At 63.1% G+C, this 12,808-nt stretch carries 11 protein-coding genes; 1 reads left to right on the top strand and 10 read right to left on the bottom strand.

Features of this window, described 5'->3' with window-relative positions:
* Positions 1-21: 21 nt before the first annotated feature.
* From murG to mraZ, 10 genes are read right to left on the bottom strand one after another with little or no spacing between them, the layout of a single operon-like run.
* Positions 22-1,098: an undecaprenyldiphospho-muramoylpentapeptide beta-N-acetylglucosaminyltransferase gene (gene murG / locus ACYQ2T_RS03115; protein ID WP_459900079.1), complete on the bottom strand. Its 1,077-nt coding sequence runs from the start codon at positions 1,096-1,098 to the stop codon at positions 22-24.
* Between the two features lie 2 nt (positions 1,099-1,100).
* On the bottom strand, positions 1,101-2,237 hold the full coding sequence (gene ftsW, locus ACYQ2T_RS03110) for a putative lipid II flippase FtsW (RefSeq protein ID WP_459898364.1): 1,137 nt from the start codon (positions 2,235-2,237) through the stop codon (positions 1,101-1,103).
* A gap of 3 nt (positions 2,238-2,240) precedes the next feature.
* Complete coding sequence (gene murD, locus ACYQ2T_RS03105) at positions 2,241-3,542, bottom strand: UDP-N-acetylmuramoyl-L-alanine--D-glutamate ligase (RefSeq protein ID WP_459898362.1); 1,302 nt, start codon at positions 3,540-3,542, stop codon at positions 2,241-2,243.
* A gap of 6 nt (positions 3,543-3,548) precedes the next feature.
* Positions 3,549-4,625: a phospho-N-acetylmuramoyl-pentapeptide-transferase gene (gene mraY / locus ACYQ2T_RS03100; RefSeq protein ID WP_459898360.1), complete on the bottom strand. Its 1,077-nt coding sequence runs from the start codon at positions 4,623-4,625 to the stop codon at positions 3,549-3,551.
* Positions 4,622-6,016 carry a UDP-N-acetylmuramoyl-tripeptide--D-alanyl-D-alanine ligase gene (locus ACYQ2T_RS03095; protein WP_459900078.1) on the bottom strand — a complete coding sequence of 465 codons (1,395 nt, stop codon included), beginning with the start codon at positions 6,014-6,016 and terminating at the stop codon, positions 4,622-4,624. Before ACYQ2T_RS03095 ends, mraY begins: the two co-directional genes overlap by 4 nt.
* A 2-nt stretch (positions 6,017-6,018) precedes the next feature.
* A complete protein-coding gene (locus ACYQ2T_RS03090; RefSeq protein ID WP_459898358.1) occupies positions 6,019-7,458 on the bottom strand; it encodes a UDP-N-acetylmuramoyl-L-alanyl-D-glutamate--2,6-diaminopimelate ligase in 1,440 nt (479 codons plus the stop codon).
* A gap of 7 nt (positions 7,459-7,465) precedes the next feature.
* Positions 7,466-9,439: a penicillin-binding transpeptidase domain-containing protein gene (locus tag ACYQ2T_RS03085; RefSeq protein ID WP_459898356.1), complete on the bottom strand. Its 1,974-nt coding sequence runs from the start codon at positions 9,437-9,439 to the stop codon at positions 7,466-7,468.
* Positions 9,439-9,756, bottom strand: a complete 318-nt coding sequence (locus ACYQ2T_RS03080) for a hypothetical protein (protein ID WP_459898354.1) — start codon at positions 9,754-9,756, stop codon at positions 9,439-9,441. The genes ACYQ2T_RS03085 and ACYQ2T_RS03080 overlap by 1 nt, the downstream gene beginning before the upstream one ends.
* Positions 9,753-10,736, bottom strand: coding sequence for a 16S rRNA (cytosine(1402)-N(4))-methyltransferase RsmH (gene rsmH, locus ACYQ2T_RS03075; protein WP_459898352.1), 984 nt, complete (start codon positions 10,734-10,736; stop codon positions 9,753-9,755). Before rsmH ends, ACYQ2T_RS03080 begins: the two co-directional genes overlap by 4 nt.
* 21 nt (positions 10,737-10,757) lie before the next feature.
* The gene (mraZ, locus tag ACYQ2T_RS03070) at positions 10,758-11,213 is read right to left on the bottom strand and encodes a division/cell wall cluster transcriptional repressor MraZ (protein WP_404846053.1); all 456 of its coding nucleotides are present in this window, start codon (positions 11,211-11,213) and stop codon (positions 10,758-10,760) included.
* Positions 11,214-11,679: 466 nt separating this feature from the next.
* Here mraZ and ACYQ2T_RS03065 point away from each other — a divergent pair, with 466 nt between their 5' ends.
* A complete protein-coding gene (locus ACYQ2T_RS03065) occupies positions 11,680-12,735 on the top strand; it encodes an HD-GYP domain-containing protein (RefSeq protein ID WP_404845943.1) in 1,056 nt (351 codons plus the stop codon).
* The last annotated feature ends 73 nt before the right edge of the window (positions 12,736-12,808 follow it).

Below are 12,808 nucleotides of genomic sequence, written 5' to 3'. Positions count from 1 at the left end.
GTGGTCCCCGTTATGCATGCTTTATGCGTTGATCATTGCCTCGATCTCGTCGACCAGTCTCCCGGCCGCCTGCGGCGCGCCAAGGGCGCGTGCCGCCTCGGACATACGGGCCAAGCGCCCCGGCTCCTGAAAAATGTCGTCCAGCCGCGCGGCAAGGTCCGTCCCTTCCAGCTCGGCCTGCGGCAGCAGCACCGCCGCGCCGGCCTTTTCCAGAAATCCCGCATTCACGGTCTGGTGGTCGTGCGTGGCGTGGGGGAACGGCACAAGAATGCTGGGCTTGCCCGCCACCGCCAGCTCCGCAACCGTGGTCGCGCCGGAGCGGCACAGGACGATGTCCGCCCAGTCGTAGGCCTCGCGCATGTCGCGGATAAACGGCTCCACGCGGAAGAGGCCCGCGCCGTCGCCCTCAAGGGCGCTTTTCACGCGTTCGTGGTCCGCGTCGCCCGTCTGGTGCCACAGCTCAATGCCTTTTTCACGCAGGTGCGGCAGGCTGGCGATAACGGCGTCGTTCAGCGCCCGCGCGCCAAGGCTGCCACCCACCACCAAAACGCGGCGCGTTCCGGCTTCCTCCACGGTCTTGTCCGCGAGGCCGCGGATGACTTCGCGCACGGGGTTGCCTGTCTCCACGGTTTTTTCCGGGGCAAAGGCGCCCCGCTCGTCCGGGAAGCTCACAAATACCCGCTTGGTAAAGCGCGACAGGAACCTGTTGGCCGCACCGGGCACGCTGTTTTGTTCGTGCACGGCGCAGGGCACCCCGCGCAGGCGCGCGGCCAGCACCGGGGCAAAGCAGGCGTACCCGCCAAAGCCGATGACAGCCTGCGGGCCAAAGCGCCCAAGGATGCCAAGGGCGCGCAACACAGCGCCGCCCATGACGGCCAGCGCGCCCACAGCCTTGATGCCGCGCCCGAGGATGCCCCGGACCGGCAGGCCGATGAAGTCCAGTCCCGCGTCCTGCGCAAACTGGGACTCGCGGCCATAGCGCCCGCCGACAAAGAGGATGCGCACGTCCGGATTACGGCGGCGCAGCTCCTCGGCCACGGCGAGGGCTGGAAATATGTGTCCACCGGTTCCCCCGGTGGTCAGGATGACGCGTTCAATCATCAATTCTTTCTCCGCGACAGGTTCAGCAGCATGCCGACGCAGATGCAGGTCACAAACAGGCTGGAGCCGCCGTAGCTGATAAAGGGCATGGGCACGCCCTTGGGCGGCGCGGCGCCAAGGACCACGGCCATGTTCATCACCGCGCCCATGGCGAGGATGAGCACCATGCCAAGGGCGGTGAACCTGTCCTGTGCATCCTCCTGCGCGCAGGCCACGGCAAAGCCGCGCCAAATGAGCGTCCCCATGATGACGAAGACCAGCGAGACGCCGATGAAGCCCAGCTCCTCGCCCACCACGGCCATGATGAAGTCGTTGTGCGCTTCGGGCAGGAACAGGAGCTTCTGCTTGCCTGCACCAAGACCAACGCCCGTCCAGCCGCCGGAGCCAAAGGCGTAGAGCGACTGCACAAGCTGATACCCTGAATCCTGTGCATTCTCAAAGGGGTGCAAAAAGGCCGTCAACCGCTTGACGCGGTACGGCTCGCGGATGACCAGCATCCACGCGCAGCCCGCCGCCAGCAGGACGGAGGACCCGAGGTACACGAGGCTCGTCCCGCCTACAAGGCTCATAAGAAAAAGAATTCCGCACAGAAACACGGCCCCGCCGAAATCTGGCTGCAGCAGAAGCAGCAGACACAACGTGCCCGTCACAAAAACCGGGGGCACAAACCCCACGCTGAAGGTTTTGACGAGGTCCTGCTTGTGGCTGAAAAAATAGGCCAAGTAGAACACAAGGGCGATTTTGCTGAACTCCAGCGGCTGCAGGGACAGCCCGCCAAAGCGCAGCCAGCGCCGCGCGCCGCCCGCCTCCACCCCAAGTGGCGTCAGCGTCAGCAGAATAAGGGCCATGGCGCCAAACAGCCACAGGTAGGTCAGCTTGTAGAACACCTTGCGCGAGGTGAAAAAGCACACCGTCATCACCCCAAGGCCCGCCAGCGTAAACAGCGCCTGCTTGCGGAAAAAGATGTAGGGGTCACCAAGCTGCCGCCCGGCCATCACGCCCGAGGCGCTCATGACCATGACCATGCCCGTGCACAGCAGCATCAGCGCGGCGGAGAGCAGCACATAATCAAAGCGCTGTCCCTGCCCCTTCTCCCGCTGGTTGCCGGGTGCGGTCTTTGCGGCGGCTTTCGCCATGTTCTACAGCTCCTCTTCCAACAGGTTGAATATGCGGCGGAAATCGTCGCCGCGTTCACCGTAGTTGTTGTACAGGTCATAGCTGGCCGTGGCCGGAGACAGCAGCATCACGTCGCCGGATTCCGCCCATGTCATCAGGCGGCGCACTGCGCCCTCCATGTCGCGCTCCCATGCCAGCGGCACATTGCCCGCCCATGCCTGCTCAAAGATGTGGCGGCTATCGCCAAACAGGCACACCGCGCGCACCTTGCGCCGCAACAGCGGAGCCAGCGCCTTGAGGTCGCCGCCCTTGTACTTGCCGCCGGCCAGCAGCAACACAGGCTGTTCAAAGGCCTCCAGCGCGGCCTTGAGGGACGCCACGGTCGTCGCCTTGGAATCATTCACAAAGGTGACGCCCGCATGCTCGCCCACCCGCTCAAGGCGGTGGGGGTGCGGCTCAAACGTCGCAAGGGCCTCGCGCATATCGCGCTCGTTGACGCCAAAGCGCCGCAGCGCCTGATACGCGGCCTCCATGTTCGCCTGATTGTGCGCGCCGGGGAGCCTGTCGCACTCAAAGCGGTCCGTCGACTCGAAAAACCGCACCCGCGCGGCGGTGAAGCTGTATTCCTCCAGCTTTTCGCGCATGTCCGCAGGCACGATGGCGAGGTCTTCATCAGTCATGAAGGCGAACAGGTTCAGCTTGGCGCGCAGGTATTCGTCCATGTCCGCGTGGTAGTCCTGATGGTCCTCGGTGAGGTTCAGAAGCACCGCCACTTCGGGGCGAAAGGACGTACAGTTCTGCGCCTGAAAGCTGGAGACTTCCAGCACCAGCGCGTCAGCTTCGCGTCCGGAGAGCACATGCTCGGACAGGGGCGTGCCGATATTGCCGCCCTCGAAGACCGACAGGCCCATATGGCGCAGCACGTGGGCGCACAGGGCCGTGGTTGTGGTCTTGCCGTTGGTACCCGTAATAGCCAAAACGCGGCCGCTGGCGTAGCGCCCGGCCAGTTCCAGCTCGGACATCACCTCCGGGGCAACGTCCATGGGGAACAGCGCGCGGATTTTGCGGGCGGGGACGCCCGGAGACAGCACCACCGTGTCCGCGCCGTCAAAATAGTCCGGCTTGTGGGGGCCAAAGCGCAGGGCAATGCCCTCGCCTTCCAGCTGCGCGCGCAGGGCGTCGTCCAGCGCGTTTTCGTTGGCGTCCAGAAGCGTCACGTCCGCGCCAAGGGCGCGCACAAGGCGCGCCGCGCTGCGGCCGGAGGTGCCCGCGCCCACCACCACGGTCCGTTTGCCAGTCATTGTCTGCTCAAGCTGCGTCTGCATGACCGGCTACCTCAGCTTCAGGGTTGAAAGGGCAAAAAGCCCCAGCAGGATGGACAGAATCCAGAACCGGGTAATGATCTTGGATTCCGGGATGCCCTTCAGCTCAAAGTGGTGGTGCAGCGGCGCCATGCGGAAAATGCGCTTGCCGCCCGTGAACTTGAAGTACCCCACCTGCAGGATGACCGAGAACGTCTCAATGACGAACAGCCCGCCAACGATGACCAGCACCAGCTCGTGCTTGCACAGCACGGCGATGAAGCCGAGGGTCGCGCCGATGGACAGCGACCCCACATCGCCCATAAACACCTGCGCCGGGTAGGCGTTGAACCACAAAAAACCCAGCCCCGCGCCAACCAGCGCCCCGCAGAACACCGTCACTTCGCCCATTCCGGCCATGTAGGGAATCTGCAAATACTTGGCGATTTCCGAGTGGCCGGACACGTAGACGAACACCGCAAAGCACGCGCCTGCCACAATGCTGGGACCAATGGCGAGGCCATCAAGGCCGTCGGTCAGGTTCACGGCGTTGGACGAGCCAACAATGACCAGCACGGCAAAGGGCAGGTAGAACCACCCAAGGTCCGGACGCAGGCCCTTGAAGAAGGGAAACGCGAGGTGCGTGTCATAAGCGGGCTGCTGGATGAGAAAGAACATGGCAATACCCGCAACCAGAAGCTGCAGGGACATTTTGCCAAGGGCGGAAAGGCCCTTGTTCTGCTTTTTCACCACCTTGAGGTAGTCGTCGATGAATCCGATGGCTCCAAAGCCCGTAAACACAAACACCGCCAGCCACACGTACACATTGGTCAGGTCCGCCCACAAAAACACCGCCGTGAGCAGGGAAAAACCAAGGAGCAGGCCGCCCATGGTGGGCGTTCCTTCCTTGCACATATGCGCAGAAACATCCTCATGGATATGCTGGCCGCACTTGATGCGCTTGAGCAGGCGGATAAAGGCGGGCCCGATGACGATGGTCAACAGCAGCGCCGTCAGCAGCGCCCAGACGCTCCGGAACGTGATGTACCGGAACACGTTAAACAGGCTTATATCGCTGGAAAGCGGGTAAAGCAGATTATAGATCATGCTGTGCTCTCTTTACTGAGCCAGTCCGACAGGGACTGGACATAACGTTCCATTTGCGTAGAGCGCGAGCCCTTGAACAGGACCACGCCTCCGTCAAGGCCGAGGGCGTCAAAGGCTTCGGGAAAAGCCTCCGGCGAGGACAGGCGGACAAACCGGCCCGGCCACTCGCCATTGCCAAGGCCCGCGGCCACATCTTCGGCGTGTTCGCCTTCATAGAACACCGCTTGCGCCGGGGTCGCCGCAATGGCGCGCCCAAGCTCGCGGTGCAGGTCCGCCGCGGTGTCGCCCAGCTCGCGCATCGCCCCAAGGACGAGGACGAGGGGGGCGCTTCCGGCCATATCCGCCGCACTGTCAACGGCGCGGTGCATGGCCAGCGGATTGGCGTTGTAGGCGTCGTCCACAAGGGTCCACCCGCCAACGGGCAGGCAGGCGCTGCGGTGCTCGGGCAGGGCCGCCCTACGCAGGCCGCGCGCAATGTGCTCCGGTCCCGCGCCAAGGTCATGGGCAGCGGTTGCCGCCGCAAGCATGTTCTCGGCCTGATACGCACCGCACAGCGGCATGGTGATGTCCACCCGCTCGCCGTCCAGCACCAGTTCGTACTGCCCGCCCTCCTCGTTATGGCCGAGGTAGCGCGCGCTGAACCGGTCCGACCGGCCCGTGGTGGAAAACCCAACCGTCAAGGCAAAGCGCGATGTCGCGGCCTGCCACAGCTGGGGATAATCCATGCTCACATAGGCGCGCCCGCCTTCCGCCACAAAGTCGAGGAGGTCGGTCTTGCACCGGGCCACGCCGTCAAGGTCGCCCAGCCCTTCCAAATGCGCGGGACCGATATTGCCGATAACCGCGCGGTCCGGGCGGACAATGGCGCCAAGCTCGTTCATGTCGTGCGGCTGGCTGATGCCAAGCTCCAGCACCCAGAACCGCTCGTCGCCGGTAAAGTCCAGCATGCACATGGGCACGCCGAGCTGATTATTGAAATTCTTGTAGTTGCGCGCCGTCTCGCCCACTTCCGCAAGGATGGATGCCAGCATCTCCTTGACGGTGGTCTTGCCGGCGGAGCCGGTCACCGCCACCACGGTGGCGCTGGTCCGGCTGCGCCAGTACGCGCCAAGGCGGCCCAGCGCGGCGAGGGAATCCGTGACCATCAGCACAGGCACCCGGTCCATGATCTCGGGCAGGGGCCGCTCGGCCAGCACGGCAATGGCGCCGCTGGCCACGGCCTGCTCCACAAAGTTATGCCCATCGAACTTGGCACCCGGCAGGCAGACGAACAGGTCTCCGGGCCGGACGGCCCGGCTGTCCGTACGCACCGCCGCAATGTGGCGCTCCTGCAGCGCAGGGTCGATGTCGCCACACGCGTTCATGGCGGCTGCGGCCTGAGCGAGGGTCATGTTCACGACGTGATCTCCCTGACCACCTGCGCATCGCTAAAGGGCAGGCGCGTTCCGCGGATTTCCTGATACGTCTCGTGCCCCTTGCCCGCGATGACCAGCACATCGCCGGAGCGCATCTCGCCAAGGGCGGCGGTGATGGCGCCGCGGCGGTCGGGATTCTCGATGACGTACTTGCACTTCGACAAACCGGGGCGCACATCATTCATAATGGCGACGGAATTCTCGCTGCGCGGATTGTCCGAGGTCAGCACCGCCACATCGGCGTAGTGGCTGACGGCCTCGCCCATGAGCGGACGCTTGGCGCGGTCGCGGTCGCCGCCGCACCCAAACACCACAAACAGGCGCTTAAAATCCAGTTCCTTGACGCTGGAAAGCACGTTCTCCAAGGCGTCCGGCGTGTGCGCGTAGTCCACAAACACATTCAGCCCGCGGCGGTTGTCGATGCGCTCAAGGCGTCCGGGAACGCCACAGAACTTCTCCAGCGCCTTCAGGCGGCGGGGCTTCACGCCAAGGGCAAGGGCCGCGCCCTGCACTGCCAGCAGGTTGGACGCGTTGTGCTTGCCGATAAGCGGGGACTGGAGTTCCCAGCGCTCCTCGCCAAACTTCATGGACAGGTGCACCCCGCGCGAATCGCAGGACACAATGTCGCCCCACAGCCCGCGCGCCTCGCCCGTTGCCGGATAGTACAGGCCGTAGCCGATGGCGTCGGGACAGCGGTCCAGCAGAATGCGGCCGTAGGGGTCGTCCACGTTGATGACCGTGGTCTTGCCCGCCTTCGGCACGTCGGTGAACAGGCGCGCCTTGGCGTTGAAGTAGGCGTCCATGGTCTTGTGGTAGTCCAGATGGTCCTGCGTGACGTTGGTCAGCACGGCCACATCGTAGCCAAGGCCCGCCACACGGTCCTGATCAAGGGCGTGGGACGAAACTTCCATGATGACGGTGTCCACACCTGCGGCGGCCATATTGGCCATGATTTCATGCAGCTGCCAGCAGTCCGGCGTGGTCATGGCCGCGTCCAGCGCAAAGCCGGGCCAGCGGTAGTTCACAGTGCCAATAACGCCAACCTTGCGGCCAGCGGCGGCAAGGACGTGCTCCAACATGTATGTGACGGTGGTCTTGCCGTTGGTGCCCGTGATGCCGATAACGGTCTGCCCGTGCTCGGCGGTTTTAAAGTAGGCGGCGGCCAGCTCGCCAAGGGCCTTGCGCGGCTCGTCGTGCTCCACCAGCGTGGCGTCTGCGCCGTCTGGCAGCGTGGTGCCCGGGCGGGCCACAATCCACTTTGCCCCGCGCTCAAGGGCGCTGGGGATAAACGCGGCGCCATCAACACTAGCGCCGGGGGCAGCAACAAAGACCTCGCCAGGGTTCACCTGACGGGAGTCCGACCGTACCATCAGCCCGTCCGAGACAGCCTGGACAAGCGTATTCCATATATTCTTCATGCTCGCATCAACTCCGCCCCTGCGCGTCGGACAGCCACAGGACTGCCCGCCGTGCGTCTTTCCACGGCGTTCCCGGCGCGGGGCTCTGCTTGCCGATGATGTATCCTTTACCGCGGAGGTCCGGCATAACCCCTGCGTTTGCGAAAACTGCGATGCCCTGCCTGAGGGGCATTCCGACAACGTCGGGCACGGCGCGTGCGGCCGCTGCGGCGTCAGTGATGGGAACAGCCTTGCGATGCACTCTACGAGGAAGCGTCCGACCATATGCTGACCCTCCTTTGCCGGCGGCAAAGGCGTTCTTGGCGGCCACGTCGGGCAACTCGCCAAGGTACGCCATAGCGCCGAGCGCAATGTCCCTCACGGCAGGAGCGGCAACCACGCCGCCGTAATGCTGAGGATGCGGTTCGTCAACCATTACCATCACCAGATACTGCGGCGTTTCGGCAGGAAACAGCCCCACGAACGAGGCCAGATACTTGTTGCCGTAGCCGCCGGCGGCCGATGCCTTCTGCGCCGTGCCGGTCTTGCCGCCCACATCCATGCCGTCGATGCGTGCGCGGCGTCCGGTGCCGTCCGCCTCCACCACATCGCGGAGCATGCGCAGCACTTGCGACGTTACTGTCGAATCAAAAACTTTTTGGCTGGGAGCCTGCGGCGCGGCGTTTTCCACGATGCGCAGCGGCCTCAGTACGCCCCCGTCGGCGATGCACAGGTAGCCCTGCGCCATTTGCAGCGCCGTGGTGGCAATGCCCTGACCAAAGGCGATGGACGCGGTGTCCACCCGCTGCCAGCGGCCCGGGTCGCGCAGGATGCCCCGGCTCTGCCCGGCAAGGGGCATATCAAGGCGCTCGCCAAAGCCAAGGCGGCGCAGATACGTGTAGAACCGCTCCGCGCCAAGCTCCAAGGCAATCTTGGACATGCCGATGTTGGAGGACTTCTTGAGAATGGTCGAGACGGTCAGGTCGTCGTAGTCGTGGGTATCGCGGATGGTGACGCCGTCAAGGCGGTAGCGCCCGCCCTCGCAGTCCAGCTTGGTGTCCGGCGCCACAACGCCTTCCTGCAGCGCAACGGCGATGACAAAGGGCTTGAAGGTGGACCCGGGCTCCAGCGCGTCGAGTGCGATGCGGTTGCGCCAGATGTCCGGCCCGTACTGACCGTAGATATTGGGATTGAAATACGGGTACTGCGCCCAGGCGAGGATGGAGCCGGAGTCGACATCCACCACAAGGCAGGTTCCGGACTTGCCGCTGTAGCGGGTAACGGAGCGCTCAAGGGCGCGTTCGGCCACGGCCTGAATGTCCGCGTCGATGGTGAGGTGCACGTCCTGCCCACGCCCGGAGTCCTCCATGTCACCATTGAGGTAGAGCATGCGCCCGCGCGCGTCGCGCTGGACGATGGTCTTGGAGCTTTGGCCCGTCAGCGCATCGTTCAGGGACAGCTCAAGGCCCTCCAGCCCGGTGCCGTCCAGGCCGCAAAAGCCCAGAAGCTGACCGGCCAGATGGCCGTTGGGGTAGAGTCTCTTATACTCGGTGACGAGGTGCACGCCGGGAAAGTCCAGCTTGTCCACCTCCGCGGCTTCGCGGTCGCTCACCTGCCGCTCCAGCCACACAAAGGGGCGATGGGCGGTGAGGTCCTCGTACAACTGCCGCGAGGAGATGCCAAGCACGCGCGAAAGCTCGCGCGCGGCACGCTGCGGGTCCTCTACATCAAGAGGCCGCGCAAAAACGGAACGGCACTGGACGCTCTGCGCCAGTACACGCCCGCGGCTGTCAAAGATCCGCCCCCGTTCCCCACTTGTGAATTCACTGGCCAGATGCTGCCTGTTGGCCCGCTTGGCGAGGCGCTCGCCATCAAGAATCTGCACCGAGAAGGCGCGCCCCCACAACCCAAGCCAAAAAAGGCCAAACGCCACCCCAACCACGACGAGCCGGATTCGGCACCAGTCGCGCGTTTTGGCATGACGGGGCGAGTAGGCAGCCATCAGGGACGCTCTCCATGTTGCGGTTCATCATGCGCCAGTCCATCGTGCATGCGTCTGATGCGACCGGGCGCGCCCGGCCCAAGGCCAAGTTCGCGCGCCTTACGCCGCAACCTGTGCGGCGAGAGCAGATTATCTCGCTCCACCTCCAGCTTGGAGACCAAGGCCAGCCTCTCGTCCAGCGCATCCTGCTGCTCCTTGAGGCTGTAGGCGAGGTCCATCCGCTCGATGTTGCACCAGACCATCGCAAGGCCAAGAAGCAGGGACGTCAGCAGCAGTGTTGCTGCGGCGGGGCTCCGCCAGTCCCTGAATCCCCTCATCTTCCTGGCTCTTGTTCCTGTAGTTTTTCCGCCACGCGCAGTTTGGCGCTGCGCGAGCGCGAATTCACGGCCAGTTCCTCATCCTTGGCCGTCACGGGTTTGCGGGTCAGAATCTTCACCTGCGGCGAGTGGCCGCATATGCACATGACCTGCTCCCTCGGGCACAGGCATCCCTTGGCCTCGCGCTGGAAGAAGCGCTTGACGATCCTGTCCTCAAGGGAATGGAACGAGATGACCGCAAGCCGGGCACCCGGCTTCAGGTACGGCACCACGCGCTCCAAAAAGTCCTCAAGCTCCCGCAGCTCCTGATTGACCTCCATCCGCAGGGCCTGAAAGGTCCTGGTGGCGGGGTGCAGGCGCGACTTGGCGCGCATCTTGGCCGGGTAGGCTCCCTCCACGATGGCGGCCAGCTCAAGGGTGGTTTCGATGGGCTTCTTGGCCCGCGCTTCCTCAATAGCGCGGGCAATGCGCCCACCCATGGGCTCCTCGCCGTAGCGGCCGATGATTTGCTTCAATCGGTCCACGTGGGCGCGATTGACGATGGCGGATGCGGTTTCGCTGTCCCCCAGCGTGCCCATACGCATATCCAGCGGCCCGTCCTCCAGAAAGCTGAATCCCCGTTCGGGGTCGTCAATCTGCAGGGACGAGACGCCAATGTCGACAAGCGCGCCGTCGAGTTCGTTCCAGCCGAACTCATCCAGCGCGCGCTCAAACTGACTAAAGCGGCAGTGCGCAAAGTGAACTCTGTCGCCAAAGCGGTCCAGCCGCTCCTGCGCAAGGGCAAGTGCCTGTGCGTCGCGGTCGCAGCCGACGACTTCGGCTTCGCCGCCTGCCGCGTCGAGTATGGCCTCGGTATGGCCCCCCATTCCGAGGGTGCCGTCCAGATAGCGGCCACCGGGACGCGGCGCAAGGTGCTCTATCACCTCGTCCCTCAGGACGGGAATGTGCACCTTTGCGGGGTCGTGCTGTTGCTGACCCATAATCATTCTCCCCGCGCGCCTCTACAGCCGCAGTTCGAACCCCTTTTCCGCCAGCGCGGACATGTCGTCGTCAAAGCTCGACTCCATCTCGCGGCGCTTGGCCTCAAAGGTGTCCGTGTTCCATATTTCAAACTTTCTCCCGACTCCGGCGATGACCACGTCCTTCTCCAGCCCCGCGTAGTGCCTAAGATGCGGGGGGATAAGGATGCGTCCCTGCTTGTCCAGCTTCACCTCCATAGCGCCGGAGATGAAAAAGCGCTGAAAATTGCGCAGGCGCGAGTCGAGCATATTAATCCGGTTAAAACTCTCTTCGATGCGTTCCCACTCGGGGAGGGGGTAGCCGACGGCGCAGCCGTCAAAATTCGTGAGCATAAGACATTCGCCGGACTCCATATCAGCCGCAGCCGACCGGAATTCCGGAGGAAGCATAAGCCGACCCTTAGGGTCGAGGCTTCTATAGGAATGTCCTCTAAACATGCTCATGGCATACACCCATACCCACCTTTTACCACAAATTACCACCAAACAAGGTGAGCATGTCAAGGGGAAATGCCAGCCATTCACGCCTTTTCGGGAAATGGCCCCGCCTTGCCACACTCCCCGGAGAATTGACCCCAACTGCAAAATGCAGCAAAAAAGCACGGAACGTTGTGCAGAAAATGAGCAAGAACGGGACACTACAGCGATGAAGCGTCACCAGATGCGGCGGCGGCCACGCCACGCCGGCCATAAAAGAGACCATTCACACGCAGGGGCGCATCCACAGCGGCTGCATTCCTACCGCTTTGCAAGGATTGACTTCCCCCGCCCCATGCAGGACACTTTTCCGCTGCCCGCAAAATGCGGTGACAAAGCCGCCCCGCGCCGCGTCCCCGCGCAAAAGGGGCTTTTCGCAGGCTTCCTCACACAGGCAAAGTGTGTTATCCACGTGACTTGAGGCCGCTTGAACCTCGACATTCTTGCGGCAAACGTTTCCTACAATCCTGCTTACGAGGTACTGACGCACATGGCTTCACCAAAATCAGGCATTTTGGATAATCTGGACGAGGAATACTACCAGATCACTCCTGAAATCCTGTCCAGCTTTCCCAAGTTTCGTCCGCCGCTCAATATCTACATCCTCAAGGAGGATGTGGCCCAAATCCTCATCTTTAAAAAGACCGGGGAACGCGTGGGCAAAGACGAGCAGGAGAAACTTGCAGAACTTTGCGCGGAGGGCAACATCTTCCTTGCCCGCAGTGACCACCACATCTACTCCAAGCACATCAGCAAACAGCTGGACCTCGTGCTGCAGGACGAGCACCTCAAGGAAGCGGAAATCGCGGAGATTTTCCGTCATGCCCTGACGGACCGCATCAATGAATTCCTTGAGCAGCCGGTGCAGGCCGTATTTGACAAGCTCTACGGCGACCTGATGGTCCTTACCGAGTACCTGTGGGGCGACCTGAACCGCATCAAGGCCTTTACCCGCCGCCTGCACAAGGAGCACACCCTCGCCCACCACAGCTTCAGCTCCGGCAGTCTGGGACTGTGGCTGTTTGGCAAGGTCTACCCCGGCGGCTTTAACCGCCGCGTGTACGACAAGGTCACCGTTGCCCTGTTCCTGCACGATATGGGCATGTCCAAAATTCCCGCCTTCATCCGCGAGAAGACCAAGTCCCTAACGCAGGACGAGCGCAACAAGGTGAACATGCACCCCCTCGTCGGCTCCAAGATGGCCCTCAAGTTGGGACTGAAATACGACGAGATGCAGCAGTGCATCATGGAGCACCACGAGCGCCTTGACGGCTCCGGCTACCCGAACAAAAAATCCGACATTTCGCCCCTTGGCCGCATCTGCGCCATTGCGGACTCCTACTGCGCCATGATTTCCAAGCGGCCCTACGCCGAAGCCATGGAGCCCAAGGACGCCGTAGCCCAGCTCAAGGCCCAAAGCGGCAAGTACGACCAAAAGATCGTCACCTTCCTGCACAGCGCCATCACCATCGGCAAGTGGTAACAGGTGGGAGTGGGAGACGGTGGGAGCGCTCAACGCACCCTCCCTGTGTCCAATTCTGTCGGCTCAGAATGAA

This window comes from Desulfobaculum senezii (assembly GCF_054657395.1).
This window is presented reverse-complemented; position numbering and strand designations above follow the sequence as displayed.

Bases quoted from the DNA above. Each gene is read 5' to 3' on its own strand.
- ftsW (WP_459898364.1), bottom strand. From the start codon at position 2,237: ATGGCGAAAGCCGCCGCAAAGACCGCACCCGGCAACCAGCGGGAGAAG.
- murD (WP_459898362.1), bottom strand. From the start codon at position 3,542: ATGCAGACGCAGCTTGAGCAGACAATGACTGGCAAACGGACCGTGGTG.
- mraY (WP_459898360.1), bottom strand. From the start codon at position 4,625: ATGATCTATAATCTGCTTTACCCGCTTTCCAGCGATATAAGCCTGTTT.
- ACYQ2T_RS03095 (WP_459900078.1), bottom strand. From the start codon at position 6,016: ATGACCCTCGCTCAGGCCGCAGCCGCCATGAACGCGTGTGGCGACATC.
- ACYQ2T_RS03090 (WP_459898358.1), bottom strand. From the start codon at position 7,458: ATGAAGAATATATGGAATACGCTTGTCCAGGCTGTCTCGGACGGGCTG.
- ACYQ2T_RS03085 (WP_459898356.1), bottom strand. From the start codon at position 9,439: ATGGCTGCCTACTCGCCCCGTCATGCCAAAACGCGCGACTGGTGCCGA.
- ACYQ2T_RS03080 (WP_459898354.1), bottom strand. From the start codon at position 9,756: ATGAGGGGATTCAGGGACTGGCGGAGCCCCGCCGCAGCAACACTGCTG.
- rsmH (WP_459898352.1), bottom strand. From the start codon at position 10,736: ATGGGTCAGCAACAGCACGACCCCGCAAAGGTGCACATTCCCGTCCTG.
- mraZ (WP_404846053.1), bottom strand. From the start codon at position 11,213: ATGTTTAGAGGACATTCCTATAGAAGCCTCGACCCTAAGGGTCGGCTT.